The following is a 26,578-nucleotide window of genomic DNA, read 5'->3' as shown; positions in this document are numbered from 1 at the left end:
GCAAGAAAAGGCAGGCAATCAGCGCTGGATCTCGCGGTCGCGATCCAGCTGGTACGGCAGGTCCAGCAGTTGCAGGGTTGGCCCTTCGAGTGTTTCCAGGTGCAGTTCGCCCCCTTCCACCGCTTCGGCCTGCAGCACGGCCAGCAGTTCCACGCCCTGCTGCGCCCGGGCGGCCAGGACCACTTCGCCAATGGCGCTGTTGTGGCTGGGAGCGAACAGCGCAGTGCCTGGAACGGGGAGGGCGTCGCCAGGCAGGGCAAGGCGGTACAGGCGACGCTTGAGCTTGCCCAGGTACTGCATGCGGGCGACGATTTCCTGGCCGGTGTAGCAGCCTTTCTTGAAGCTGACGCCGCCAACGGCCTGCAGGTTGAGCATCTGTGGAATGAACAGTTCACGGGTCTCGGGCATGACTTGGCCGAGGCCCGCGCGGACTTGCCCCAGCAGCCACTGGTTCAACTCGCCCTCGGGCAGTTGCGCGGCCAGTTGCTGGCGCAGGCTGGCGACGCGCTCGGCCGGCACCCAGAGTTCGGCGCGCTGGCTGGATACGCGCAAGGCGATCAGGCCATCGGCGCGGGCCACGGAGCCGTCTTCCTCGGGCAGCTCAAGGCCCAGACCGCTCAGGGCGACCTGGGCATCGGCCAGGCCGAAACGCGCCCAACTGGCGCTTTCGTCGGCAAGCTTGGCCTTGGAGAACACCGCGTACTTCTTCAGGTCCGCCAGTTGCGGCTCGATCAGCTCGCGGGCCATGGCCAGTAGGCAGCCGTCGCCTTCCAGAAGGATGCGGAAGCTCGATTGCATGCGGCCTTTCTGATTGCAGCGGGCGCCGAGGCTGGACTGGCTGTCACTGAGGTAATTGAGGTTGCAGGTCAACTGACCCTGAAGGAATTTGCTGGCGTCAGGCCCGCGGACAGCGAGCACGCCTTCGTGGGAGAGGGGGCAGAAAAAAGCGGAGTCAGCCATGGTTCATCGCAGGGTAAAAAGTCTGGAGCACATCATAAGGGGGCGCCCCTGAAATGGATAGTTCACAAAGGATGGGTGGCCACCGACCAAAGCCGACTGTTCTCGTCTCCCCCGGGCTGTATACTTGCGCTCTATTTGAGGAGCGCTCCATGGTTGAAGATGTTGAACTGAATCGCCTCTACTGGCACAGCCGCCGCGGCATGCTTGAGCTGGACGTATTGCTGGTGCCGTTCGTCAGGGAGGTGTACCCGCATCTCAATGAGACCGACCGCGAGTGCTATCGCAAGCTGCTGGAGTGCGAGGATCAGGACATGTTTGGCTGGTTCATGGAGCGCAGCGAGTCCGAGGACCCCGAGCTGCAGCGCATGGTCCGCATGATTCTGGACCGTGTCCAACCCAAGTAGGTTGTTCGAATGCCGCTGGCGTGCCTCACGGCAACTGCTGGCGGCCTACCTGCTGGCCCAGGCGTTCGCCCTGGGCGCGTTTTTCCTGCTGGATCTTCCGTCTGTCGCCAGGTTCGTGGGGCTAGGGTTGTGCCTGCTGCACGCCGGCTGGGTGTTGCCGCGGCAGATTCTCTTGAGCCATCCACGGGCCTTCACCGGGTTGCGCCATTCGCCCGAAGGCTGGCAGCTGTGGAGTCGATCCGAGGGGTGGCAGGCCGTGCAGTTGCGCCCCGACAGCATGGCGCTGCCATTGATCGTGGTGCTGCGTTTTCGGCTGCGGGGGGAGCGCTGGGTGCGCTCCCTCTGTGTGCCGCGGGACGCGCAGGCCGCCGACCAGCATCGGCGCCTGCGGCTGCGGCTCAAGTTCAGCCGGCGTAGGTGGGCGGCACCAGAATAGTGTCCCGGGCCTCGGGCAGCATCTGCGGGTAGTCCAGGGTGTAGTGCAGGCCGCGGCTCTCCTTGCGCTCCATGGCCGAGAGAATCATCAGTTCGGCCACCTGGGCCAGGTTGCGCAGCTCGATCAGGTCACGGCTGACCTTGTAGTTGCTGTAGAACTCGTCGATCTCGTCCAGCAGCAGGCGCACCCGGTGCTGGGCCCGCTGCAGGCGCTTGTTGGTGCGCACTATGCCTACGTAGTCCCACATGAACCGCCGCAACTCGTCCCAGTTGTGCGCAATGATCACGTCTTCATCGGAATCGGTGACCTGGCTGGCATCCCAGGCGGGCAGGGCGATGGGGATCGACACCTGAGGCAGTTGCCGAAGGATGTCGGCCGCCGCCGAACGGGCGTAGACGAAGCACTCCAGCAACGAGTTGCTGGCCATCCGGTTGGCGCCGTGCAGGCCGGTGAAGCTGGTTTCGCCAATGGCGTACAGGCCCGGCACGTCGGTGCGGCCCTGTTGGTCCACCATCACCCCGCCACAGGTGTAGTGCGCGGCCGGCACCACCGGGATCGGCTGCCGGGTGATATCGATGGAAAACTCCAGGCAACGCTCGTAAACGGTGGGGAAGTGGCTCTTGATGAAGGCTTCCGGCTTGTGGCTGATGTCCAGGTACACGCAGTCGATGCCCAGGCGCTTCATTTCATGGTCGATGGCCCGGGCCACGATGTCCCGTGGTGCCAGCTCGGCCCGAGGGTCGAAGCGCGGCATGAAGCGTTCGCCGTTGGGCAGCTTGAGGTGGGCGCCTTCGCCACGCAGGGCTTCGGTAATCAGGAAGCTTTTGGCCAATGGGTGATACAGGCAGGTGGGGTGGAACTGGTTGAATTCCAGGTTGGCCACCCGGCAGCCCGAGCGCCAGGCCATGGCGATACCGTCGCCGCAGGCACTGTCGGGGTTGCTGGTATAGAGGTAGACCTTGGCTGCGCCGCCGGAGGCGAGGATCACGAAGCGTGCGCCAAAGGTGTCGACCTGGCCGGTGCTGCGGTTGAGCACGTAGGCTCCCAGGCAGCGGTCGCCTTCCAGCCCCAGGCGTTTTTCGGTGATCAGGTCGACGGCGACCCGTTGTTCCAGCAATTCGATATTGGGGTGTTGCCGAGCCTGGGCCAGCAGGGTCTTGAAGATGGCCGCACCGGTGGCATCCGCCGCGTGGATGATCCGCCGGTGGCTGTGGCCGCCCTCGCGGGTCAGGTGGAATTCGAAGCTGTTGTCGTCGCTGCTGGAGTCTTCGTCGCGGGTAAAGGGCACGCCCTGGTCGATCAGCCACTGGATGGCCTCGCGGCTGTGTTCAACGGTAAAGCGCACCGCATCCTCGTGGCACAGGCCGCCGCCGGCATTGAGGGTGTCATCGACGTGGGATTCTACGGTGTCGGTATCATCCAGCACGGCCGCGACGCCGCCCTGGGCCCTGAATGTCGAGCCGTTGGCGAGGTCGCCTTTGCTCAAGACGGCAATACGCAGGTGGCTGGGCAGGGTCAGGGCCAGGCTCAAGCCGGCGGCACCGCTGCCAATCACCAGAACATCGTGTTGAAACTGTTGGCTCATTTGAAGGATTCCGCTCAAAGCGACCCGGGAAGGGGTTGGCGCAAGACGCCTGAATCGGCAAGTCAAAGCAGCCACACAGCCCACTAGTATATAGAGGGGGGGATCGGCACAATAGTCGCGCCTTCATGGCATTGTGCGACTTCACCGAGCAAAAGCGTTGCTCTCGGTCAGTCCGATATTCGGAGCATTCCAGCCTCTGGAGCGGCTGATCGAAGACATAGGGCGGTTTTTCTTGCCACCGTTATACAATCTTCGTCTGGCGCAGCTATAAAGATTGGGAACTTTTGCCAAGGCCCCAAACTCAATAGAAGGTTGCCTGAAAGAAGGGACAGCGTCGGTTATATCCAAGGTTTACAGTGTGTCCCTTGTGACAGAATTCGACGACAGGATTATTCGCGCAGCCGGCCTCGCCCGTGCTGCGTTTTTCGTGCGTGCCGGATCAGAGCCCGCAGGAAACTTGCTTGGAGGGGGAGAACTTTTGCGAAAAGCCCGAGTCTATGTTTGCAAGCCTGATCGTTTAGTGATGCAAGCCTCCTCCGAGCTTATCGAGGAGTGTTCATGCTAACCCAGGAAGAGGATCAGCAGCTGGTCGAGCGCGTTCAGCGTGGCGACAAGCGAGCGTTCGATCTGCTCGTGCTGAAGTACCAGCACAAAATTCTCGGGTTGATCGTGCGTTTCGTGCACGACACCCATGAAGCCCAGGATGTTGCACAAGAAGCTTTTATCAAGGCTTACCGTGCGCTAGGTAATTTTCGGGGTGACAGCGCGTTTTACACGTGGCTGTACCGTATCGCCATCAACACGGCGAAAAACTATCTGGTTTCACGCGGCCGCAGGCCGCCGGATAGCGATGTAAGTTCTGAGGATGCGGAGTTCTATGACGGCGATCATGGCCTGAAGGATCTCGAATCGCCGGAGCGTGCGTTGCTGCGGGATGAGATCGAGGGCACCGTCCATCGAACCATCCAGCAACTGCCTGAAGATTTGCGTACGGCCTTAACTTTACGTGAATTCGATGGTCTGAGTTACGAGGACATTGCGAGCGTCATGCAGTGTCCGGTGGGTACCGTGCGCTCCCGGATTTTCCGCGCTCGGGAAGCCATCGATAAAGCCCTGCAGCCGTTGTTGCAGGAAACCTGAGACAGCGGCGACAGCCAAGAGAGGAACCGCCATGAGTCGTGAAGCCCTGCAGGAATCGCTGTCCGCGGTGATGGATAACGAAGCGGACGAACTGGAATTGCGTCGGGTATTGAATGCCGTCGACGAAGTGGAAACCCGTGAGACCTGGGCCCGTTATCAAATCGCCCGGGCAGCCATGCACAAGGAGTTGCTGCTTCCGCGTCTGGACATCGCCGCTGCCGTTTCTGCAGCTCTGGCTGATGAGGCCGTGCCGGCCAAAGCCTCCCGCGGACCTTGGCGCAGCCTGGGCCGTCTGGCAGTAGCTGCCTCGGTGACCGTGGCCGTGCTGGCCGGTGTTCGCCTGTACAACCAGGACGAGATCGCAGGTGTCGAGTTGGCACAGCAAACCGGCCAGCCCACCCTGGCGACTCCACAAGTCAAAGGGCCGGCAGTACTGGCCGGCTACAATGAAAGCTCGGAAGCTACTGGCCCCATGGCCAATGGCGTCCTGCAAGGGCAGCCAGGCTGGCACGATCAGCGTCTGCCAAGCTACTTGCGCCAGCACGCCCAGCAAGCTGCACTCAAAGGCACTGAAAGCGCTCTGCCTTACGCCCGTGCGGCAAGCCTGGAAAACCGCTAAGGAGGATCATGCGCGCCATACCTCTATTAACGCTTCTGCTCAGTGGCTGGTTTGTGGTTCCAGCCCATGCCGACGAAGCCCAGGACTGGTTGCAGCGTCTTGGGCAAGCGGAACAGCAGCAAAGCTTTCAGGGCACTTTCGTTTACGAGCGCAACGGTAGTTTTTCTACCCATAACATCTGGCATCGCGTCCAGGATGGAAAGGTCCGTGAGCGGTTGATCCAGCTCGATGGGTCCGCTCAAGAGGTGGTGCGTGTCGATGGTCGTACCCAGTGCGTCAGTGGCGAGTTGGTGGCAGGGCTCGGGGATTCCCCGGACGGTGCCGCCCGAGCCCTGGACCCGCAAAAACTCAAGAATTGGTACAACCTTGCTGTCATCGGCAAGTCGCGCGTGGCCGGTCGCCAGGCGGTGATCGTCTCGGTCACGCCCAAGGACCAGCATCGCTATGGTTTCGAGCTCCACCTGGATCGTGAGACTGGGCTGCCGCTCAAGTCCCTGTTGCTCAACGACAAGGGGCAGTTGCTGGAGCGCTTCCAGTTCACTCGCTTGGATACTGCGGATGTGCCTGACGACGTCGAGTTGCGTCCCAGCGCTGGCTGCAAGCCGGTGTCTCTGGACAGCGACAAGGCCTCGGCGGTCAAGACTGTGCAAACCTGGCATTCCGACTGGCTGCCTCCGGGCTTCGAATTGACCAGCAGCAGTGCCCGCAAGGATCCGGAAACCAAATCCATGGTCAACAGCCTGCTGTATGACGATGGTCTTGCGCGCTTTTCGGTGTTTCTCGAGCCGCTCAACGGCGCGACGGTCACCGATACCCGCACTCAGCTCGGACCTACGGTGGCTGTATCACGCCGCCTGACTACCCCCGATGGCGAGATGATGGTCACGGTGGTCGGGGAGATCCCCATTGGTACTGCTGAACGTATTGCGCTGTCGATGCGTTCCGATGCCACTGCCAAGCAATGAGCCTTTGTTGGTTGTGTAAGAGGTCAGTGATGCCCGCTCCACAATTGAGAAGATGAAATGTTTGGTCAGCAATTTCATTTGCAAAATTCCCAGAGTTTTTCTATAGGTCAGAACCCCCTCGGTTCTGACCTTATTTGTCGTTCCTGGAACAAAGATGCCGCCCCTGCAGTTTCGGTATTTGCTGTTCCATATCGCTTAACCACGCTCGTCGTAACGGGAGCCGTATGTCGATACCACGCTTGAAGTCCTACTTCACCATTCTTGCCACCGTGCTGGTGCTTGGGCAGGCCGTTTCTGCTCAGGCGGCCGAGCTGCCTGATTTCACCCAACTGGTCGAGCAGGCCTCGCCTGCGGTGGTGAACATCAGTACCACGCAGAAACTGCCGGACCGCCGGGTTTCCAATTCGGCTCAGATGCCCGATCTCGAAGGCCTGCCGCCAATGCTGCGCGAGTTCTTCGAACGGGGCATGCCCCAGCCACGCTCTCCGCGCGGGGATCGTCAGCGCGAAGCGCAGTCGCTGGGTTCCGGGTTCATCATCTCCGCGGACGGTTACATCCTCACCAACAACCACGTGATCGCCGATGCGGACGAAATTCTTGTGCGTCTGGCCGATCGCAGTGAGCTGAAAGCCAAGCTGATCGGTACCGACCCACGCTCCGATGTAGCACTGCTGAAAATCGATGGAAAAGACCTGCCGGTGCTGAAACTGGGTAAATCCCAGGACCTCAAGGCCGGCCAGTGGGTGGTGGCCATCGGCTCGCCGTTCGGCTTCGACCATACCGTGACTCAGGGTATCGTCAGTGCCATCGGTCGCAGCCTGCCGAACGAAAACTACGTGCCGTTCATCCAGACCGACGTGCCGATCAACCCGGGCAACTCCGGTGGCCCGCTGTTCAACCTGGCCGGTGAAGTGGTGGGGATCAACTCGCAGATCTACACCCGCTCCGGTGGTTTCATGGGCGTGTCTTTCGCCATCCCGATCGATGTGGCGATGGACGTTTCCAACCAGCTGAAAACCGGTGGCAAAGTCAGCCGTGGCTGGCTTGGCGTGGTAATCCAGGAGGTCAACAAGGACCTGGCTGAATCCTTCGGCCTGGAGAAACCGGCCGGCGCGCTGGTGGCACAGATCCAGGATGATGGCCCGGCGGCCAAGGGCGGCCTGCAAGTGGGTGACGTGATCCTCAGCCTCAATGGCCAGCCCATCGTCATGTCGGCCGACCTGCCGCACCTGGTAGGCGCGCTGAAGGCCGGGGCCAAGGCCAACCTGGAAGTGATCCGCGACGGCAAGCGCAAGAATGTCGAGCTGACCGTCGGCGCTATTCCTGAAGAAGACAAAGACCTGAGCATGCTGCCCAAGTCGGGTGTCGAGCGCAGCAGCAACCGTCTGGGTGTAGCGGTGGTCGAGCTCAACGATGAGCAGAAGAAAGCCTTCGACCTCAAGGGCGGGGTAGTCATCAAGGAAGTCCAGGACGGTCCTGCGGCGCTGATCGGCTTGCAGCCGGGCGACGTGATCACTCACCTGAACAATCAGGCGATCACTTCGGCGAAGGAGTTCACTGAAATCGCCAAGGCATTGCCGAAGAACCGCTCGGTGTCCATGCGGGTACTGCGTCAGGGGCGAGCCAGCTTCATCACCTTCAAGCTGGCCGAGTAATTCGCCAGCCTCTGAGGTTGCCCAATAAAAAGCCCGCCTCGTAAGAGGCGGGCTTTTTTGTGGCTTGCGTCAATGTCAGCGCATCATGTCCTTGACCATCTGTTCCTGGTCCATCATCTCGCGCTGGCGAGCGTCGATCCTCGACGACAGGGGGAAGTTGCTGCCGGCCCGGCGCTTGGCGAAGTCCAGCTGCTGGATGGCCTGGCGATAGTCGCCCACCAGGGCGAAGTACTCGGCTCGGGCCTGGTGCAGGCCGATGATATTGCCCGACAGGCCGCGGGTTTCCGCCACCAGGTACCAGACATCCGGGTCGTCCGGGCGGCTTTTCAGCAGGCCTTCCAGGGCCTTTTCGGCATCGGCCGGGCGGTTCTGCTTGAGCAGCAGGTCCACGCGGATCTGGTTCAAGGGGTAATTGCCCGGGTACAGGTTGAGCATCCTTTCGACCCGAGTCTGCGCGTCCGGCAGGCGGCTGTTGGCCATGTCCAGTTCGATCTGAGCCAGGTTGTAGGTCACGTCGTTGGGCGACTTGGCCAGCAGGGGCTTGAGGTTTTCCCGTGCTTCGTTCCACTGGCTGCCCTTGATCTGGGCGATGGCCAGGCCGTAGCGAGCGATGTCGTTCTTCGGGTTCTCATCGAGCTGCGCGCGAAAACGCTTGGCGGCCAGCCCTGGCGATTCCTCATAGGTCAGTTGCACCCGGGCGCGGATCAACTGGTAGCGCAGGCTGTCTTCGGTGCCGCCTTGCCGGGCCTGTTCCGCACGGTTGCGGGTGTCGGCGATCCGCGATTCGGTCACCGGGTGAGTCAGGAGAAATTCCGGCGGCTTGGCATCGAAGCGGTACTGGCGCATCAGGCGTTCGAACATGGTGGGCATCGAGCGCGGGTCGTAGCCGGCCTTTTCCAGGTTGAGGATGCCGATGCGGTCGGCTTCCTGCTCGTTCTGCCGGGAGAAGCGCCGCTGTTCCTGGATGGCTGCGGCCTGGGTGCCGGCGATGGTGGCGATCCCCGCGTCCCCGGCGCCAGCGGCGGCAATCACGATCCCGGCCAGCAGGGCGGCCATCATCGGCACCTGCATGCGCTGCTGGGCTTCGACCCCCCGGGCGAAGTGGCGCTGGGAAAGGTGCGCCAGTTCGTGTGCCAGCACCGAGGCGTACTCGCCTTCGGTCTGGGCATTGAGGAACAGCCCGCCATTGACCCCGATGATTCCCCCGGGAGCGGCGAAGGCGTTGAGCTGCGGGCTGTTGATCAGGATGAACTCCAGGCGCCGGTCATTGACCTGGCTGGTTTCCACCAGTTTGTAGACGCTGGTTTCGACATAGTCCTTGAGTTGCGGGTCGTTGAGCTGCGAAACCTGGCTGCGCAGCAACGCCAGCCAGGCACGGCCCAGTTGGTATTCCTGTTGCGGAGAGACAATGGCTGAACTGGCATCACCAAGTGACGGCAGGTCGTCGGCGAAGCCCGGTGAGGCGAGCAGGCAAGCGAGCGTCAGCAGGGTAGGGCGCAATACATTCATGCACAAAGCCTTAATCGACAAAGGCTCTACTGTAGCTGGACACCTGGCCGGGGACCAGACAAAGCCAGTGAAAACTCTGAGGATAAAAAGTGCTTTTGGGTAAATTCCGGCGTCTATCTGATCGTGGCTCCGGCAGCGCGCGGCAGTGCTCTGGTGTCGGCCTTCTTTATTGCCGGCGAGCCTGGCTTGCAGGGTATTCTAGACACCTTGAATTGATGATCGGAGTAACCCAATGACCGATGTTGTCGCCCATGATGCCGAGCTGGACGCCAGCGGCCTGAACTGCCCGCTGCCGCTGCTCAAGGCCAAGATGGAACTCAATCGCCTGGCCAGTGGCGCGGTACTCAAGGTCATTGCCACCGATGCCGGCTCCCAGCGTGACTTCCGCACTTTCGCCCGCCTGGCCGGTCATACCCTGCTGCGTGAAGAGGATGAGGCCGGGGTGTATCGCTACTGGTTGAAAAAGGCCTGAGCGCAGTCTGCCCTTGAGGGCCTTCATCTAAGGAACATCGATGTTCAAAGTGCTACGTGACTGGATCCAGCGCTACTTCTCGGATGAAGAGGCGGTGGTGCTGGCCGTTCTGCTGTTTCTGGCCTTCACTGCCGTCCTGACCCTGGGCGGCATGCTCGCGCCGGTGCTGGCGGGGATGGTCCTGGCCTACCTGATGCAGGGGCTGGTGGTGAGCCTGGAGCGGCTGCGCCTGCCTGGCGGGGCGGCCGTGGGGCTGGTGTTCGCGCTGTTCATGGGGCTGCTGCTGGTGTTCATCCTGGTGGTGGTGCCGTTGCTCTGGCATCAGTTGATCACCCTGTTCAACGAGCTGCCGGGCATGCTCGCCAAGTGGCAGTCGCTGTTGCTGCTGTTGCCCGAGCGCTACCCGCATCTTGTGTCCGACGAGCAGGTGCTGCAGGCCATCGAAGTGGCCAGGGGCGAGATCGGCAAGTTCGGCCAGTGGGCGCTGACCTTCTCCCTGTCCAGCCTGCCCTTGCTGGTGAACATCATGATCTACCTGGTACTGGTGCCGATCCTGGTGTTCTTCTTCCTCAAGGATCGGGCGATGATCAGCCGCTGGGTGATCAGCTATCTGCCCCGCGAACGTACGCTGATTACTCGCGTGGCCCATGAAATGAACCGGCAGATCGCCAACTACATTCGCGGCAAGGTCATCGAGATCGTCATCTGTGGCGGGGTGACCTACATCGCCTTCGTCGCCCTGGGCCTGAATTATGCGGCCCTGCTGGCTCTGCTGGTGGGGATCTCGGTGGTGGTGCCCTATGTCGGCGCCGTGGTGGTAACGGTACCGGTGGCGCTGATTGCGCTGTTCCAGTGGGGCTGGAGCGATCAGTTCATCTACCTGATGGCGGTCTACGGGATCATCCAGACCCTGGATGGCAACGTGCTGGTGCCGCTGCTGTTCTCCGGCGCGGTGAACCTGCACCCGGTGGCGATCATCTGTGCGGTGCTGCTGTTTGGCGGGCTGTGGGGGTTCTGGGGGATATTCTTCGCGATTCCCCTGGCGACCCTGTTCAAGGCGGTGCTGGATGCCTGGCCCAGGAAGGACCCGGTGGTGGCACCTCTACTCTAGATACGCGGGGCGGCTGATACAGCCGCCCCGGTCATTTCAGGCCTTGTTCAGGGCCTGGGCCGCGGCCAGTACGGCGTCGACGTGCCCGGGTACCTTCACCCCGCGCCATTCCTGGCGCAACACACCGTCCTTGTCGATCAGGAAGGTGCTGCGGTCCACGCCCAGGTATTCCTTGCCGTAGAGCTTCTTCAGCTTGATCACGTCAAACAGCTGGCAGACGGCTTCGTCCTTGTCGCTGATCAGCTCGAAGGGGAATTCCTGCTTGCACTTGAAGTTCTCGTGGGACTTCAGGCTGTCGCGGGAAACGCCGAAGACTTCGGTGTTGGCAGCCTGGAAGGCTGTGTATTGATCGCGAAAGCCCTGGCCCTCGGTGGTGCAGCCCGGGGTGCTGTCCTTGGGATAGAAGTAGATCACCACTTGCTTGCCCTTGAGGCCGGACAGGCTGACGGTCTGCCCGCTGGTGGCGGGGGCCTGGAAATCGGCAATAGGTTGATCGATAGCAACGGCCATGGGGCTTCCTTACATAGGGTTCTGTGGGCGCCAGGGTTCGATCAGCGCGTCGAGGTTCATGGCATCGGCAAAGTCCAGGAACTGGTCGCGCAGCCAACTGATCTGGGTGCCGGCGGGCAGGGTCACGGTAAAGGTGGCATTGAGCATGGTGCCGCCGGTCTGTGGAGCCTGGTAGGTATCGCAGGTGAGGTTTTCCAGCTCGACCTGATGGTCGATGAAGAACTGGCACAGCTCATTGACGATGTCCGAGCGGTACGCGGCGCTGACGTAGGCCACATAAGGCAGGGCTTGGGGGCGGCTTTCCAGGGCGGCGCTGCGCACCACGTTGACCGTGAAGGCATGCTTCTTGGCCAGGAACGGCAGGCTGCTTTCCAGGCGCGCCAGGGCGTCCCAGCTGCCGGAAATCTCCAGAACCAGCGCGCTGCACTCGCCATGCCGGGTCAGGCGCGACGTCACCACGGCGCAGCGGTTTTCATGGCTGGCGCGGCACAGGACGTTGGTCAGCTCCATGGGGTTGGCGCCGAGGGCACTGATGACAAGGAATTGTTCGCGAACTGTGGGGGTGGACATGCAGCATTCCTAAAGCGATGAGCGGTCGGTACTTTTTTGACAAGCCTGTACCGGGCAAGCGTCGCCGGCGGAACTTCAAGGCCTCGGACCACAAGCCGGCGACTGGCCCCGAAACGCTCGGAACACAGGCTGGCAACGCGGGAATGGGGCTTTGCAGATCCAACAGGCAGGCGATAACCCGGTCTACACGCTTATCAGTAGCGATCAAAGCCTGAAGGGTAGCGAAAACCATCGCTCAGGGGAATGCTCATGGCGCGGGACTTCGCTTGTGCAAGGAACTTGGCGCCAGTACCATTACCGCTCTCTTTTTCCGGCAGGAGCGGTTGCATGATTGCGGGCAGTATGGTGGCACTGGTCACACCCATGGATGCACAGGGAAATCTCGACTGGGACAGCCTGAGCAAACTGGTGGACTTCCACCTGCAAGAGGGCACCAACGCCATCGTGGCGGTCGGCACCACAGGTGAGTCGGCCACCCTGGATGTGAACGAGCACATCGAAGTGATTCGTCGGGTGGTCACCCAGGTTGCAGGGCGCATTCCAGTGATCGCCGGTACCGGCGCCAACTCGACGCGCGAAGCGATCGAGCTGACCACCAATGCGAAGATCGCCGGCGCCGATGCGTGCCTGCTGGTGACCCCGTACTACAACAAGCCGACCCAGGAAGGCCTGTACCAGCATTTCCGCGCCATTGCCGAGGCCGTGGACATCCCGCAGATCCTCTACAACGTTCCGGGCCGCACCGCATGCGACATGCAGGCCGAGACCGTGATCCGCCTGTCCAGCGTGAAGAACATCATCGGGATCAAGGAAGCCACCGGCGACCTGCAGCGCGCCAAGGCCATCCTGGCCGGTGTGCCCGGCGACTTCCTGGTGTACTCCGGCGATGACGCCACCGCAGTCGAGCTGATCCTGCTGGGCGGCAAGGGCAATATCTCGGTGACCGCCAACGTCGCGCCACGGGCCATGAGCCAGATGTGCGCCGCGGCCATGGCCGGCGATGCCGCCAAGGCTCGGGAGATCCACGAGACCCTGATGCCGCTGAACAAGACTCTGTTCATCGAATCCAACCCTATTCCCGTGAAATGGGCCCTGCACGAAATGGGCTTGATGCCGGACGGTATCCGTCTGCCGCTCACCTGGCTCAGTGCCGCCTGTCACGAACCGCTGCGGCAGGCCATGCGCCAGTCCGGCGTCTTGGTTTAATTGAGGAAGTACAACGCATGAAGCGAATGGCCGGACTTTCCGCACTTGCCTTGATTATCTCCAGCACCAGTGGCTGCGGTTGGATCTGGGGCCCGGAAGGCTACTTCCGTGACCGGGGTAGCGATTACCTGCAAGCGCAACAAACAGCACCGATGCAATTGCCGCCGGATGTACAGACCGCCAAGCGTCTGGACCCTCTGCTGCCGATTCCGCGCAACGTGGCCGACGACAACGTCAAGGGCGAGTACGAAGTGCCTCGTCCCCAGCCGCTGTCGGCCATTGCCGATGCCAGCGACTACACCCTGCAAAAGAGCGGCGATTCGCGTTGGGTCATGGCCCAGCATCCACCGGCCGAAGTCTGGCCAGTGGCGGTGCAGTTCTTCCAGGACAACGGTTTCCGCCTGGATCAGCAGCGCCCGCAAACCGGTGAGTTCACCACCGGCTGGCAGCGTTCCGACGAGCTTTCCGCTGCCGTGGCCAAGCGCCTGAGCAGTGCCGGCGTCGCCGCCGACAGCGAAACCCGCGTGCGGGTACGCATCGAGCCAGGCGTGCAGCGCAACACCAGTGAAGTCTACGTGGTCAGTGCCGAGCGTCCCGCCGGCAGCACCGCTGACGTGGAGTTCACCAACCGTTCGGTCAACACCGGCCTGGACGCAGCGCTGGTGGACGACATGCTGGCAAGCATGAGCCGCACCTCCGAGAAGGGCGGTTCGGTGTCTCTGCTGGCGGCCCGCGATTTCGATACCCCGAGCCGGGTCAGCCTCAGCGAGGACGGCAGCGGCAACCCGGTGCTGAACCTGGGCGCCGACCTCGATCGCGCCTGGTCCAGCGTTGGCCGTGCCCTGGAACAGGGCGAATGGCGGGTTGAGGACATCAACCGCAGCCTGGGCCTGTACTACATCAACCTGGCGGAAAAAGCCGAGAAGAAAGACGACGAGCCGGGCTTCTTCGGCAAGTTGTTCGGCAGCAAGCCGGCCAAGGAAGAGGTCGAAGCCCGTGCCGAGCGCTATCAGGTTCGCCTGAGCAAGGTAGGCGAGAACGTCCAGGTCACCGTCGAGAAGAACATCAACACCGTGGCGCCGGCCGATGTGGCACGCAAGGTGTTGGGCGTGATTCAGGACAACCTGGGCTGATCCGATGCGTTTTGCCGTTCTCGGCAGTGGTAGCCAAGGGAATGGCACGCTGATCGTCAGTGCCGACACCTGCGTTCTGGTGGATTGTGGTTTCTCCCTGCGGGAAACCGAGCGGCGCCTGCTGCGTCTGGGAGTTCATCCCGCGCAGCTGAGCGCCATCCTGGTAACCCACGAACATGCCGACCACGTGCATGGCGTGGGTTTGCTGTCTCGGCGCTACAATCTACCGGTCTACCTCAGCCAGGGCACGTTGCGCGGGATGCGCAAACCGGTGGAGGTCGCGGGTTTTGTCCGCGGTGGCGAGTCGCTGCAGATCGGCGCCTTGCGCATCGACGTGATTGCCGTGGCCCACGACGCCCAGGAACCTACGCAATTTGTCTTCAGTGATGGCCAGCGGCGCTTCGGCCTGCTGACCGACCTCGGCTCCTACTGTGACGAGGTGCTGGACGGCTACCGTGGCCTGGACGCCTTGATGATCGAGGCCAACCATTGCCGGGATCGGCTGGCACGGGGTTATTACCCGTACTTTCTCAAGCAGCGGGTTGGCGGCGACCTGGGACATTTGAACAACCATCAGGCCGCAAGCCTGGTGGCCGAATTGGGATGGCAGGACCTGCAGCACCTGGTCCTGGCTCATCTGAGCAGCAAGAACAACCTGCCGCAGCTGGCCCGGCAATGTTTTGTCGACACCCTCGGGTGCGACCCGGACTGGCTGCAACTGGCCGATCAAGATTCAGGGCTCGACTGGCGCCACATCGCCTAGCCCACCTACTTAGCAAGCGGAGCCCATCATGGAAAAACGTGAAGAACTCTACCGCGGCAAAGCCAAATCGGTTTACAAGACCGACGACGCCGACCGCTTGATCCTGCTGTTTCGCAACGACACCTCGGCGTTCGACGGCAAGCGCATCGAGCAGCTGGACCGCAAGGGGATGGTGAACAACAAGTTCAACGCCTTCATCATGCAGAAACTCGAAGCCGCCGGCGTGCCGACCCAGTTCGACAAGCTGCTGGGCGACAACGAATGCCTGGTTAAGAAGCTCGACATGATTCCGGTGGAGTGCGTGGTGCGCAACTACGCCGCCGGCAGCCTGGTCAAGCGCCTGGGCGTGGAAGAGGGCATGAAGCTCAACCCCTACACCTTCGAGCTGTTCCTCAAGGACGACGCCAAGGGCGACCCGTTCATCAACGAATCCCACGTGGTGGCATTCGGCTGGGGTACTGCCGAGCAACTGGCGCGCATGAAAGAGCTGTCGCTCAAGGTCAATGAAGTGCTGAGCAAGCTGTTCGATGACGCCGGCCTGCTGCTGGTGGACTTCAAGCTGGAGTTCGGCGTGTTCAGCGACGGCTCCATCGTTCTGGGCGACGAGTTCAGCCCGGACGGTTGCCGTCTGTGGGACAAGGACACCAAGAAGAAGATGGACAAGGACCGCTTCCGCCAGGGCCTGGGCGATGTGATCGAAGCCTACGAAGAAGTGGCCCAGCGCCTCGGCGTACCGCTGTAATCGACGCAAGCATCTGATAGCACGGAAAAAAATTGCTCGGGGGGCTTCGCTTCGAGCAAAGGTGCTGTTATGATGCGCGCCGTTGGAGAGATGCCAGAGTGGCCGAATGGGACGGATTCGAAATCCGTTGTACCTTCACCGGTACCTAGGGTTCGAATCCCTATCTCTCCGCCATTATTTAGCCTAAAGGCCCCGCTTTGCGGGGCCTTTTTGCATTCTGCGGTTTCTGTTCCCCCATCTGTTCCCCCCATGTGGATTTTGAAAAGTTATCCGTGTCGTTAGGTGGCTTGGGATCTAGTGCTTTACCGTGTTGGCGAGTGCGTCAGGCTCCAGGGTCGTCTGTGTCGCATTGGCACTGCCATAGCGTTCTCTAGCGCATGTTGACTGTCGGCGCTGATTGAAAACTGACCCACCCTGCCGATTGAAAATTGACCCAGGGCGGATTGCTGATTTGACATCAGCAATTATGGATAAGCTTAGCAATCGTGTCCCGGAGGAAGAGGCATTAAGCCCCACCGCATGTGGGCATGCGGCAGGGTATTTTCGGTGCAGATCAAAACAGCTCATCGTCCTCGGCACCATCATCGTCTTTGCGCTTTCGTTCACGTGACTTGATCTTCGTCTGGGCGACCAAGCTGCTGTGTTGCAGGCGGTAGGACTCGTTGCCCGTTTCGACGACGTGGCAGTGGTGTGTCAGCCGATCCAGCAACGCCGTGGTCATCTTGGCGTCACCAAACACACTCGACCATTCCGAGAAGCTGAGGTTGGTAATGATCACCACGCTGGTGTGCTCGTACAGCTTGGACAGCAAGTGAAATAACAGGGCACCACCGCTCTGGCTGAAGGGCAAATACCCCAGTTCATCGAGTATCACCAAGTCTGTTCGTAACAGCCCTTGAGCTATGCGGCCCGTCTTGCCGTCGTACTTTTCGCGCTCCAGCAGATTGACCAGATCCACCATGGAGTAGAAGCGCCCGCTTTTGTGATGCGTCGTGATCCCGGACACAGCAAAGGCAGTGGCGAGATGTGTTTTGCCTTTGCCAGGCCCGCCGATGAACACCACATTCTGCGCGGTATCGGTGAACTCCAGGTTGGACAGATCCCTGACCAGGCGGGCGTCTGCGCTGGAAGCGCTAAAGTCGAAGCCGGCCAAATCACGATGCATGGGGAGTTTGGCCATATTCATCTGGTGGTTCACTGAGCGCACCGCTCGATCCGCATGTTCTTGTTGGAGGAGATGCGCAAGCAGCCATTTCGACGAGGTCGTTGAGGCTTCGCCTTGCGAGGCCAGTTCTTCCCAGGCGCTGGCCATACCATGCAGACGCAGTTCTTTGAGTTCCGCCTTAAGATCACGCATTGCGAGTCTCCTCATCGGTGGTACGGAGCCGGTCGTACCGTGCCGTATTGGCGACAGGCACTATCTTGAGTTGAAGGCTGGTTTCGGCGGACGGTGGGGCTGCTGTCGATGTCAGTCGAGCCGGGACATTCAGGATGTGGTCAGCACTCAAGCTGCCTGATTCAAGTACCAATTCCACCGTCACCAACACGGCATCGAGCCCGGCGATGGGCACAGCCGCCAGTACCTGCGTCATGATTCGATCACCGTTGGTGTGACGCCTCAGACCGCGTTTTAGCAGTTGCAAAGGCTCCGGCAGATCAGCAAACGGAGCGCCATTGCGCAGCGCTCCGGGCTTGCGCTCGATAAGCGGAATGGAATGCTGCCAGTCAAAACTGACCTGATCTCGATCAAACAGGCGCTCATGACTGGCAATCGTCGTTTCATCGGCGATGACTACAATCCGGGAAGGATACAGACGGCTGCTGATCCACTGGCCGACCTGCTCACACGGCACCGAATAGCGATTTCGCGCCACGCTGATCAGACAGGTGCTGGAGACCCGTACGGTGCGCTCGACGTAGCTATCAAAGGCCGTCGGCATCGACATCATTTCGACCCGTTCCAACTCCAAGACGTCCGCCACCGTCAGCCCGTTGTACTGCGGGTGCACCAGCTCGCTCCAGAGCGCACGACAGCGTTTGCCGAGCCAGGCATTCAGTTCCTCGAAGGTGTGGAATATGCAGTTTTGAGCATCGAGCCAGATGCGCCGCCGGCTGTCTTGGACGTTCTTTTCAACGATGCCTTTTTCCCAGCCGGAGGCCACGTTGCAGAAGTCCGGATCGAATAGGTAGTGGGCACACATGACGGCAAACCGGGCATTGACCATGCGGCCTTTACCCTTGTTGACCTTATCGGCAGCGGTCTTCATGTTGTCGTAGATGCCACGACGCGGCACCCCACCTAACGCACCAAACGAGCGGGTATGGGCATAGAACAGCATCTCGTGGCCTTGGCTGGGATACGCAACCAACCAAAATGCGCGACTGGCGTACACCTTCATATGGGAGACCTGGATGCGTCGGAACAGGCCGCCAATCAGCAGATCTTCTTCGCTCCAGTCGAATTGAAAGGCCTCGTCGAGTGCAAAGGTCAGCGGTACGAAGGCCCGTAACGATTTGCCTTGCTCACCGCGCCACGAGCGTATGAAGGCGGTGAGCTGGCTGTAGCCGCCGTCGTAACCCAGAGCCTTGATCTGTTCGAAGAGTGCTTTGGCGCTTCTGCGGTTGTGCTTTGCCCGAAACGAATCGGCCTTGAGCGCCTGCTCCAGCGTCTCGTGAAATGGACTGAGTTTGTTGAAGGTTGCGCACCGTTGGTACGCCGGCTGAGTGGCTTCGGGTGCTCTGACCCATTTTCGAATGGTGTTTCTCGACAGCCCGGTACGCTTGGCTATCTGGTGCAGCGAGAGCTTGTCGCGGAAGTACATCCGCCGGATTTTTCCCAACATTTCCATGCTGATCACCCTGTGTTCTCCTGCTCGGAAAGTGAGCAGAAGCAGTTGAACACCTGGGTCAGTTTTCGGTCAGCGGCAACATTCTGGGAAGCCTGTCAGCATATCAGGTTGGAAAGGAGCCCAGCCGGTCCTGTCTGCCTGAATGAAGGGAGAATGGCCTATCTGGACCATCACCGCAGCATGAATCTGCTGGTCGTGAAGATTCGTCAGTTGATTCGGGGGCAATGGTATCGCCGTAAGAAGGACGATCGTCGGTATCAGTCCAAGAAGCAGGAAGTTAGGGTCACTGATTACACGGATGCCGTGCTGGATCGTTACGCACGTACCGTTGTGGTCAGGGTCAATCTGTCTTAGCACAAGGAGTCTCAAGCTAGTCAGCGTGTTGAGCACGTTTTTAATGATCTCGACAGGTTAATTGCCGAGCGTGAGCGCAACCCAATTTTTGATCATGAGACGGGCTATATCTGTAGCGTCGAGCAAGGGCAGGATCGGGGCTACCACATCCACGCTGCTTTCTTCTTCAACAGTGCCAAGGTGTGTCGGGATATCTACAAGACACGGCAGATTGGCGAGTTATGGGAGGGGATGACGCGGGGAGTGGGCTATTTCGACAGCTGCAATCAGGACAATGGCAGGTACGGGGACAGTCTGGGAATCGGAGTCATCCTTCGCAATGACCGGGAGGTCCGTTCGCATGTCCACTATGCGATGCGCTACCTGGTCAAGGATGATCAGCAGCTACGGCTGAAACCCTGGGGAACTCGATGTCTGCGAGTGGGATGTGTTGGTAGGTAGTTATCAGTTTGAGATGGCATTGGGAGCTTGCAATGCACTAGTTGGCCAAGGATGAAGGCACCCAGCATTTGCGGATGAAGCCTAAAGGATCTAGATGTTTGCGTAAGGGCAGCTTAGCAAGCCGACGCAGTAGAGATGCAGAAGGAGTCAGTAAAAGTTTGGGAAAACTCCTGTTGTATTAGATGAAATAGCGAGAGACCATAATAAAATTATGGCGAGTCAAGTGGTGCGCTAAATGCGATGGTTAGTTGTTAGCTCTGGTGAAATAGAAAAACTACCAGTGTGGAAGCGTACTGTGGGTATCTCGAAAGATGGGAGTATTTTTGTTCCGGCTGCTATTGGCGGTATCGAAAAAGCCGTTTCGACTTCCACCTTAAGGGATAAAATATCTGTCCGTATTCGAGATAATCATGTGTATGTACCAATGGTTTGGCTCGCTGAAAACTATCCACGCTCTTTGGATGAGTGTTGGATTTTGGGGAGTGCAGCCTTTAAATCAAGTGCTACACGAATAGGGATGCAGGTCGAGTAACCTCTGAGGATACTTTTTGATGCGCAAGGTTATTTAGGTTATTGTTGGCGAAGACTCAGTAACGCATGCTCTAGTGCAGCAATGGCTACCTCGACCTGCCCTACCAACTGCTGGAGCTGTCCCGAATCAATCTTTGAATTCTGACATGCGGTTTCCAGTCTTCTACAGCACTCCACCAATTGCTCGCCCTTTACTACTCGCGCAGCGCCTTTGATCCGGTGGGCCAGCTCTACAAGGCTGTCTATCTCACCGTTTTGCAGTAGTACCTGCATCATCTGACAGTCCTTTCGATTGCTTTTGATCAGTTCATCAAGGATCTGCTGAAACTTGATCGGTTCGTTACTGATTAGAAGCTCCAGCGGTGCAAGATCTACCAGTTTGAACGAATCAGGTATGGATATTAGTTGCTCCGTGGCAGGCTGATCTACGTCATCAGCCAAATAGTGCTCCAACAAGCGGGCGTCCAGATCATCAATTCCGATCGGTTTGATCAAGCAATCGTTCATGCCCGCGAGAATACACAGCTCTAACTCCTCTGGTTGTGCATCGGCGGTAAGGCCGATTATCACCGTAGGTTCCTGTGCGCTTTCCAGCTCTGCTCGCCGAATTGCCCGTGTCAGTTCGATACCGCCCATGATCGGCATATGGCAGTCGGTGATGACAATATCAAAAGGTTGCTCGCGCCAGTGTTCGAAGCCCTCCCGGCCGTTTTCGGCCTCGCTGACATCGTGGCCGAGAAACGCCAACTGCTGAGACAACACCTTTCGATTGACCTTATGATCATCCACCACCAGTACCTGCAAACGATAACGTTGTTTGTGCACAGGTGTCGCTAGCATCGGCGAGATGCTGATGCGCTCCAGAACTTGTAAGCGCAACTCAACGTCAATTTGCGTGCCGCGGCCTAGCGCGCTATTCATGCTTAACCGGCCACCCATCATCTCGCAGAGTGAACGACAGATTACCAGGCCCAAGCCAGAACCTTCGGTTTGCTGCACATTTCGTTGCACTTGGGTAAAGGGGCGAAACAGCCGCTGCTGATCAGTCAGACTGATGCCAACCCCCGTGTCTTCGACGCTAAGCCTTACGTTGAGTAGGCTGCTATCGATCAAGACACCTGTAATGCTGACCTTTACCGCGCCCTCTTCAGTAAACTTGATCGCGTTGCTGACGAGGTTGGAGAGGATTTGCTTAAAACGCAGTGTGTCAACCAGTACGTCGCAATTGATGCTCGAGTCGATCTCCAGTACCAAGTTCAGGCGTTTCTGCCGGGCCAGCCCTTCAAACACCCGTGCGACCGATTCAATCAACTCCCTCAGGTTGGTGCGTTTTGGCGAGAGGCTCAGACGGCCAGATTCGATGCGTGCAATATCGAGAATATCGCCGATTAATTCCAGGAGACTTTTCGCAGAGGTATGGGCAATTTCGATACTGGCACGATCGATAGGTACGCTATCGGCGCGCTTGAGCGCTAGCTCAAGAATACCAATAACGGCGTTCATTGGCGTACGAATCTCATGGCTCATCGTCGCCAGGAAACTACTCTTGGCCCTGCTGGCTTCGTCCGCATGACTCTTCGCTTCTTGTAGCTGCTGCACCAGTTGTCGATGTTCGGTGATATCCAACCAGCCGCAGATAATTCCCTGGGTGATGCCTTTTGAGTTTTGGAACGGTTGTACCCAGTGGCTAATCCATACCTCTTTTCCTTGTAGCTGAATGGTATGTACCGATTCGATCGTCTGGCTGTCACGTATGGCATGCAAGTGCTCCTGGTGAAACTCAAGCGAGCTCTCAAAATGTTGACTAGGTAGCTGATCGGATGTCTTGTTCAGCACCTGTTCACTGCTCAAGCCAACACTCTTGAGGAAGCTGCGGTTGCACGACACCATGCGTCCATTGGAGTCACACACGTAAAGGGAAGGGGGCATACAGTCAGTCAAGGTCTCGACAAACCGTAGTTGGTCGTTGAGTTTCTGCTCGGCTTTGGTTCTTACTTTGACCTCGCGACGTAGGTAAAACACCCAGACCAACGCGAGCAACAGCATCACCACTGCGGCTAATACAATTTGACGGATCACCCGTTCATAATTGATCCAGGTCTCTCCGCTCATACCCGGTGGGGAGCGCCAGCGGTTGTAAAGGGTATTGAGCTCATCCGGCTCCATGCTTTGCAATACCTTCTCTATTATGGACTGCAGTTCCGCGTCACGTCGTTGGTAAGCAAAGCTAATCGTGCCAGGTTCGATATCAAGCGCCTGAGTGACGACCAGTTTGTCGCGAAATAACCTCTCGATGTAATAGCGTGCTGCGGGTAGCGCTGTGACCGCGGCATCAACCTGTCCCTCATAGAGAAGATTCATTGAATTCACTGTGCTACCAGCTTCGATCAGTATTGCTTTGGGGTAGAGTTCTTGCAGGCTTTTTATAGCGACGTGGCCGGTGGCAATCGCCACACGTTTATCGGCCAGGTCTACTAACTTGTGTTTTTCTTGACTGTTGGTGAGCAGCACAAAGGGATCGACGAAGAGCGGTCGGGAAAAGCGCAGGAACTCTTCACGTTCAGGGCTTGCAGTCATAAGTGCCAAATCGGAGTCGCCCGTTTGTAGCGCATTCATGATTTGCGAGAAACTACCGCTATACGACGTCACCTGAAAATGCAGACCGGTACTGAGTGTTATCACTTCAAGAAGATCGGCTACACTGCCGATAAATACCCCATTGGAATCGAAGTATGCACTTGGGGCCAAGTCGTCATTGATCACCAGTCGAACCACCGGATGACGCTCAATCCATCGGGATTCTTGCACCGTGAGGTCGATGGGATCTGATCTGGGAACGAAGTTGTTACCAACCCAGCGCATCGCGAAGTGCCTCATTTGATTCTCACCGATGGCGACGATGGCGCTGTTAACCAAGCCTTGGAGTCGCGTATTGTCTCCGCGAAAGGCATAGCGGTAACCGTCGATGGATAGTTCGCTGAATCGCTCAAAGCTCAAATAACCGTAGAATGAACGATTAATTTGGTAATAAGCGCTATACAGGTCGTCGAGATAAACATCTGCCTGCCCAAAGGCGGCAGCGGCAATCGCCTTGTCGTGGTCGGAGTAGACCTTGAAATTAGCCCGAGGATACAGCTGCTGTAACTCGTTAATGTGCTCGCGGGTGACCGCCACACTCAAGCCTGCCAAATTGGCGGGCGAATGCCGAGACTCCGAACGACGCTTGAACACGGCAAGCCGATCCTGGGTGTAAGGCTTGCTGAAAATCAGATCCAGGGGCGATGCTTGGCCATAATTTCCGCTGATCAAATCTATAGTACCTGCTATCAGCGCTTGTTCGGCTTCCTCGTCATTGGCGAATGGAACGACCTTCAACGGCACCCCCAATAGCTGCGAAATGAGGTTCGTTGTATCAGCACTGATACCCTCGTACTGATTTTCTGCAGTCTTGATCGAGAACGGTGCCGATTCGCTGGCGGATACACCGACCTTCAGCTCACTTTTGTGTCGCAGCCAGAGCCAATCTTCAGGCGAAGCTTCCATTTCGTGGTGGTCAATATGTAACTTGCTGGCAAGCGCCTGATAGGGCAAAGGTATCTGTGCATACACTGCAGGAGTGGTTATCAGGAGTGGGCACAGGATTAGCCAGAGAGAGCGTAGGTACATGGGGGTCAGACCGAAAGTGCCCAGGGGGGCGGAGCCAACCCTTGCGGGAGTGGTATTGGGGGCGTGACGTAACGATAGTAGTCGTCAGCGATTCGGATAGCGCGCTTTTAGTTCAGCACTATTGCCTTCGTTCATTCATCAGGTGATGTCTCAGCCCGGCGAGTACTTCGGTCCATGCAGTAGTTTATGAAGTGACTTTCCGGCATAGGTCGGGCAAATAGAAAGCCTTGGGCAACGGTGCAGCCCAGATCAATCAGTCGAGCCTGCTGCTCGAGGGTCTCTACACCTTCGATGACCAATTCGATGTTCAGAGACTGCGCGAGGGCCACCGAACAGCTGATGATTGCCGCGCTTCTGGGTTGGCTTTGCATCTTGTGTACAAATGCCCGGTCAAGTTTGATCTCGCTGAACGGCAGTTCGCTGAGCCTGTCTAGCGATGAGTAGCCTGCTCCAAAATCATCCATGGCAAGACCACATCCGAGAATGCGCAAGCGTACGAGGTTTTCCAGGCTATTGGCCGGTGCATTGAGCAGACCTGATTCGGTGATCTCGAACATCACGCTAGACGGTGACACTTGCGCCTGTCTGAGGAGTATCGGTATACGATGAGTCAAAGCACGGTTGGCTAATTGCATAGGATGTAGGTTAAACGCTAAGTGGGACTCCAACCTTAGCTCCACCAGTCGCTGATGCAGCGCCAAACCCTGCTCGAACAGATGCCAGAACATTCTGTCTATCAGGTGGTGTTGTTCCATCACCGGTAAGAAGTGCGCAGGTGTTAGCACCCCCAGTTGCGGATGGGCCCAGCGTGCGAGCACTTCTGCTCCTACCAACGCTTGCCCTTGAAGGGTGACTTTGGGTTGGTAATAAGCCTCGAACTCGCCGTTGTCCAAACCTAGCAGCACGTCGTTTAGAGTTGGCAGTTCGGACGGAAGTAATAACCTGGGCGTGGCATTACAGTGCGCTTGGTAGCGCGTGATTAATTCATTGAAACCCTCCTTGTTGAATGGTTTCCCCAGATCGCCGAGATAGGTTAGACCAAGGCAGTGGATCATCGATGCAGTGGCATGGCGTAGAACTGGATCCAGTTCGCTGCACAGCGCTACTGCACGGACTTTTCTACTGCTGCTGGCATGGCGTAGGAAGGCTAGCCCGTCGGTACCTGCCATTTTAAGGTCGCAGAGAACGATATCTATGTGGCTGCAAGTTTCGAGGGCAGCAATTGCTTCGTCTCCGTCAGCGGCTTGCAGGACGGGGCTCGACAGTATTTTCTCCAGCGCGGTCACAGTGACCAGGCGTTGGAATGGTTCATCTTCCAGCACCATCACAGTCAAGTTTTGCATTGCGCATCTACACAAAAAAGGGGGGGCAGTGTGAGAGGGTGCGACTAGAGTCTAAATGAGAGGCTTCCTATCTTTTCTAGGAAATTTCCGAAGGCAGACAGCCAAAGGTCCTACAGTAGGACCGGTTCGTCTAATGGTGTTAGCCTTAGCTATCCTTAAGTTGCACTGCTGCGCACCGCCGCGCTCAAGAGGTAAAAATACGATGCATAGTGTTCTCATAGTTGACGATCACCCGGTGGTTCGGCTATCGGTCAAGATACTGCTGGAAAAGCACGGTATGCGCGTGGTCGGCGAGGCAGACAATGGACTTGATGCTGTTCAGCTAGTACGTGAGTTAACCCCGCAGGTGGTGATTCTCGACATTGGCATTCCCAAGCTTGATGGCTTCAGCGTCATCACCCGCATCAAGGCCCTGAACGTGCGCAGCGAGATACTTATGCTGACTTCGCAGCCGGCCGACGCCGTCTGCCGACGCTGCATCCAGCTCGGCGCCCGTGGTTTTGTCAACAAGGAAGAGGGGCTCGACAACTTAATCGCTGCCGTCAAGGCTGTGGATGCGGGCTATACCTTCTTCCCTTCGCTGGTCTCTGACAGTGTAATTTCAGCTGATCAGTTGACTGAACTTAAGCAGATCCAATCGCTGACCGACCGAGAGTTGACAGTATTGCAGTATCTTGCCCAGGGTTTTTCGAACAAGAAGATTAGTGAAAAGTTATTCCTTAGCAATAAGACCATCAGCACCTATAAGACCCGTTTATTGCAAAAGATCGGCGTCGCTTCGTTGGTGGACCTAGCTGAATTTGCCAAGCGCAACTCGCTGACTATCTGATCGGCATCTGAAATTATGTAGGATATTTCCTAGCCTGTCTTGGGTAACGTCCTGCGTACTTCTACATTCCTAACGCATATTCTGGCCCAGGCTCGATGGTTTCGCGACATTTGAGCTTCGAGGGCTCAACTGAACTCCCGATAGGACAAAAAATTAATTTAGGAATGTAAAATGAAATTCAACAAACTGGCCATAGTGACAGCGTTGATGTTAGGTGTTGCCTGTGGCGTACAGGCTGCTGACGAAGATCCAGCTCCAGCTCCAGCTCCAGCCAAAGACCAGGGTCACGGTAGAATTACGTTTACCGGCGCTATTATTGACGCTCCTTGTTCTATTGATCCGAACTCTGTCGATCAAACTGTTGAATTGGGTTCGATATCTAACATTACCCTGGCTAACAGCGGTAACTCCGAGCCGAAACCTTTTGAAATTCGCCTTGAAAAGTGCAGCCTTGCGACCGCTAAAAATGTCAAGACAACGTTCGATGGTCCGGCCGGTGCAGGTGGTTTGCTGGGTATCACTGGCGATGCTAGCGGTGCAAGCATTGCAATTACTGATGGTAACGGTACGCAGGTTGTTATGGGTACCGCGACAGCAGGCCAACTAATTAGCGTAGGTGCTACTAACGCCACTCTGGCGTTCAGTGCTTATCTCAAAGGTAACGGTGGTGCTGCGGACACCATTAACCCGGGGGCGTTCAATAGCGTCGCTAACTTTATGCTGTCCTACAACTGATTTGATCTCAATATAAATTTTTATGCATGTGGGAAATATTACCACATGCA

25 protein-coding genes and 1 tRNA gene are annotated in these 26,578 nt (G+C 58.1%); 17 read left to right on the top strand and 9 right to left on the bottom strand.

Features of this window, described 5'->3' with window-relative positions; genetic code table 11:
• Window positions 1-18: 18 nt before the first annotated feature.
• Window positions 19-960 carry a CAF17-like 4Fe-4S cluster assembly/insertion protein YgfZ gene (locus BLS75_RS13395; protein ID WP_041116481.1) on the bottom strand — a complete coding sequence of 314 codons (942 nt, stop codon included), beginning with the start codon at window positions 958-960 and terminating at the stop codon, window positions 19-21.
• Window positions 961-1,109: 149 nt separating this feature from the next.
• On the opposite strand from BLS75_RS13395, the gene BLS75_RS13390 reads away from it, so the two are divergent.
• Window positions 1,110-1,364: an FAD assembly factor SdhE gene (locus tag BLS75_RS13390; protein ID WP_011059785.1), complete on the top strand. Its 255-nt coding sequence runs from the start codon at window positions 1,110-1,112 to the stop codon at window positions 1,362-1,364.
• The gene (locus tag BLS75_RS13385; protein ID WP_072451052.1) at window positions 1,348-1,800 is read left to right on the top strand and encodes a protein YgfX; all 453 of its coding nucleotides are present in this window, start codon (window positions 1,348-1,350) and stop codon (window positions 1,798-1,800) included. Before BLS75_RS13390 ends, BLS75_RS13385 begins: the two co-directional genes overlap by 17 nt.
• Here the strand turns inward: BLS75_RS13385 and nadB are convergent.
• Entirely contained in the window at window positions 1,769-3,385 is a 1,617-nt protein-coding gene (gene nadB / locus BLS75_RS13380; RefSeq protein WP_072451051.1) for an L-aspartate oxidase, read from the bottom strand. The genes BLS75_RS13385 and nadB overlap by 32 nt on opposite strands.
• A gap of 558 nt (window positions 3,386-3,943) precedes the next feature.
• Here nadB and rpoE point away from each other — a divergent pair.
• The 4 genes from rpoE to BLS75_RS13360 all read left to right on the top strand — a co-directional run bounded on the left by rpoE (window position 3,944) and on the right by BLS75_RS13360 (window position 7,764).
• Window positions 3,944-4,525: an RNA polymerase sigma factor RpoE/AlgU gene (gene rpoE / locus BLS75_RS13375; protein WP_007930230.1), complete on the top strand. Its 582-nt coding sequence runs from the start codon at window positions 3,944-3,946 to the stop codon at window positions 4,523-4,525.
• Window positions 4,526-4,556: 31 nt separating this feature from the next.
• A complete protein-coding gene (locus BLS75_RS13370) occupies window positions 4,557-5,144 on the top strand; it encodes a sigma-E factor negative regulatory protein (protein ID WP_011059788.1) in 588 nt (195 codons plus the stop codon).
• An 8-nt stretch (window positions 5,145-5,152) separates the two neighbouring features.
• Entirely contained in the window at window positions 5,153-6,109 is a 957-nt protein-coding gene (locus BLS75_RS13365) for a MucB/RseB C-terminal domain-containing protein (protein WP_041116484.1), read from the top strand.
• A gap of 224 nt (window positions 6,110-6,333) precedes the next feature.
• Window positions 6,334-7,764, top strand: coding sequence for a DegQ family serine endoprotease (locus BLS75_RS13360; RefSeq protein WP_011059790.1), 1,431 nt, complete (start codon window positions 6,334-6,336; stop codon window positions 7,762-7,764).
• A 75-nt stretch (window positions 7,765-7,839) separates the two neighbouring features.
• On the opposite strand, the gene BLS75_RS13355 is transcribed toward BLS75_RS13360, so the two are convergent.
• A complete protein-coding gene (locus BLS75_RS13355) occupies window positions 7,840-9,273 on the bottom strand; it encodes a M48 family metalloprotease (RefSeq protein ID WP_011059791.1) in 1,434 nt (477 codons plus the stop codon).
• A 232-nt stretch (window positions 9,274-9,505) separates the two neighbouring features.
• Between BLS75_RS13355 and BLS75_RS13350 the strand changes: the two genes are divergently transcribed.
• Both BLS75_RS13350 and BLS75_RS13345 read left to right on the top strand, forming a co-directional pair.
• On the top strand, window positions 9,506-9,745 hold the full coding sequence (locus BLS75_RS13350; RefSeq protein ID WP_011059792.1) for a sulfurtransferase TusA family protein: 240 nt from the start codon (window positions 9,506-9,508) through the stop codon (window positions 9,743-9,745).
• 40 nt (window positions 9,746-9,785) lie between these two features.
• Window positions 9,786-10,856: an AI-2E family transporter gene (locus tag BLS75_RS13345; RefSeq protein ID WP_047284335.1), complete on the top strand. Its 1,071-nt coding sequence runs from the start codon at window positions 9,786-9,788 to the stop codon at window positions 10,854-10,856.
• Between the two features lie 36 nt (window positions 10,857-10,892).
• Here the strand turns inward: BLS75_RS13345 and BLS75_RS13340 are convergent, their stop codons facing one another.
• Both BLS75_RS13340 and BLS75_RS13335 read right to left on the bottom strand, forming a co-directional pair.
• The gene (locus tag BLS75_RS13340) at window positions 10,893-11,366 is read right to left on the bottom strand and encodes a peroxiredoxin (protein WP_072451050.1); all 474 of its coding nucleotides are present in this window, start codon (window positions 11,364-11,366) and stop codon (window positions 10,893-10,895) included.
• Between the two features lie 9 nt (window positions 11,367-11,375).
• Window positions 11,376-11,936, bottom strand: a complete 561-nt coding sequence (locus tag BLS75_RS13335; RefSeq protein WP_011059795.1) for a glycine cleavage system transcriptional repressor — start codon at window positions 11,934-11,936, stop codon at window positions 11,376-11,378.
• 327 nt (window positions 11,937-12,263) lie between these two features.
• On the opposite strand from BLS75_RS13335, the gene dapA reads away from it, so the two are divergent.
• The 5 genes from dapA (at window position 12,264) to BLS75_RS13310 (ending at window position 15,954) form a co-directional block, all read left to right on the top strand.
• Window positions 12,264-13,142: a 4-hydroxy-tetrahydrodipicolinate synthase gene (gene dapA / locus BLS75_RS13330; protein WP_011059796.1), complete on the top strand. Its 879-nt coding sequence runs from the start codon at window positions 12,264-12,266 to the stop codon at window positions 13,140-13,142.
• Window positions 13,143-13,159: 17 nt separating this feature from the next.
• On the top strand, window positions 13,160-14,275 hold the full coding sequence (bamC, locus tag BLS75_RS13325) for an outer membrane protein assembly factor BamC (RefSeq protein WP_072451049.1): 1,116 nt from the start codon (window positions 13,160-13,162) through the stop codon (window positions 14,273-14,275).
• A gap of 4 nt (window positions 14,276-14,279) precedes the next feature.
• Window positions 14,280-15,038 carry an MBL fold metallo-hydrolase gene (locus BLS75_RS13320; RefSeq protein WP_072451048.1) on the top strand — a complete coding sequence of 253 codons (759 nt, stop codon included), beginning with the start codon at window positions 14,280-14,282 and terminating at the stop codon, window positions 15,036-15,038.
• Between the two features lie 28 nt (window positions 15,039-15,066).
• The gene (gene purC, locus BLS75_RS13315) at window positions 15,067-15,780 is read left to right on the top strand and encodes a phosphoribosylaminoimidazolesuccinocarboxamide synthase (protein ID WP_011059799.1); all 714 of its coding nucleotides are present in this window, start codon (window positions 15,067-15,069) and stop codon (window positions 15,778-15,780) included.
• 84 nt (window positions 15,781-15,864) lie between these two features.
• Window positions 15,865-15,954, top strand: a tRNA-Ser gene (locus BLS75_RS13310).
• Between the two features lie 379 nt (window positions 15,955-16,333).
• Here BLS75_RS13310 and istB read toward each other — a convergent pair.
• Both istB and istA read right to left on the bottom strand, forming a co-directional pair.
• Window positions 16,334-17,137 (bottom strand): IS21-like element helper ATPase IstB, encoded by an 804-nt coding sequence (gene istB, locus BLS75_RS13305; RefSeq protein WP_072451047.1) that lies wholly within the window; start codon window positions 17,135-17,137, stop codon window positions 16,334-16,336.
• Window positions 17,130-18,629, bottom strand: a complete 1,500-nt coding sequence (istA, locus tag BLS75_RS13300) for an IS21 family transposase (RefSeq protein ID WP_143031433.1) — start codon at window positions 18,627-18,629, stop codon at window positions 17,130-17,132. Before istA ends, istB begins: the two co-directional genes overlap by 8 nt.
• 153 nt (window positions 18,630-18,782) lie before the next feature.
• On the opposite strand from istA, the gene BLS75_RS32600 reads away from it, so the two are divergent.
• A complete protein-coding gene (locus tag BLS75_RS32600) occupies window positions 18,783-18,983 on the top strand; it encodes a hypothetical protein (RefSeq protein WP_219737568.1) in 201 nt (66 codons plus the stop codon).
• Between the two features lie 676 nt (window positions 18,984-19,659).
• Window positions 19,660-19,956: a hypothetical protein gene (locus tag BLS75_RS32085; RefSeq protein ID WP_143031427.1), complete on the top strand. Its 297-nt coding sequence runs from the start codon at window positions 19,660-19,662 to the stop codon at window positions 19,954-19,956.
• 38 nt (window positions 19,957-19,994) lie between these two features.
• Here BLS75_RS32085 and BLS75_RS13290 read toward each other — a convergent pair whose 3' ends face one another.
• Both BLS75_RS13290 and BLS75_RS13285 read right to left on the bottom strand, forming a co-directional pair.
• Window positions 19,995-23,498 carry a transporter substrate-binding domain-containing protein gene (locus BLS75_RS13290; RefSeq protein ID WP_239690664.1) on the bottom strand — a complete coding sequence of 1,168 codons (3,504 nt, stop codon included), beginning with the start codon at window positions 23,496-23,498 and terminating at the stop codon, window positions 19,995-19,997.
• A gap of 254 nt (window positions 23,499-23,752) precedes the next feature.
• Window positions 23,753-24,964: an EAL domain-containing response regulator gene (locus tag BLS75_RS13285; protein ID WP_072451044.1), complete on the bottom strand. Its 1,212-nt coding sequence runs from the start codon at window positions 24,962-24,964 to the stop codon at window positions 23,753-23,755.
• A 202-nt stretch (window positions 24,965-25,166) separates the two neighbouring features.
• On the opposite strand from BLS75_RS13285, the gene BLS75_RS13280 reads away from it, so the two are divergent.
• Entirely contained in the window at window positions 25,167-25,793 is a 627-nt protein-coding gene (locus tag BLS75_RS13280) for a response regulator transcription factor (protein WP_072451043.1), read from the top strand.
• A 171-nt stretch (window positions 25,794-25,964) separates the two neighbouring features.
• Window positions 25,965-26,528, top strand: a complete 564-nt coding sequence (locus tag BLS75_RS13275) for a fimbrial protein (RefSeq protein WP_072451042.1) — start codon at window positions 25,965-25,967, stop codon at window positions 26,526-26,528.
• Window positions 26,529-26,578: the final 50 nt, after the last annotated feature.

It is taken from the genome of Pseudomonas sp. NFPP12, assembly GCF_900103205.1.
GTDB classification, from domain to species: domain Bacteria; phylum Pseudomonadota; class Gammaproteobacteria; order Pseudomonadales; family Pseudomonadaceae; genus Aquipseudomonas; species Aquipseudomonas protegens.
Note: the sequence above shows the minus strand (reverse complement) of the source record. Positions and strands in the feature narration are given on the sequence as shown.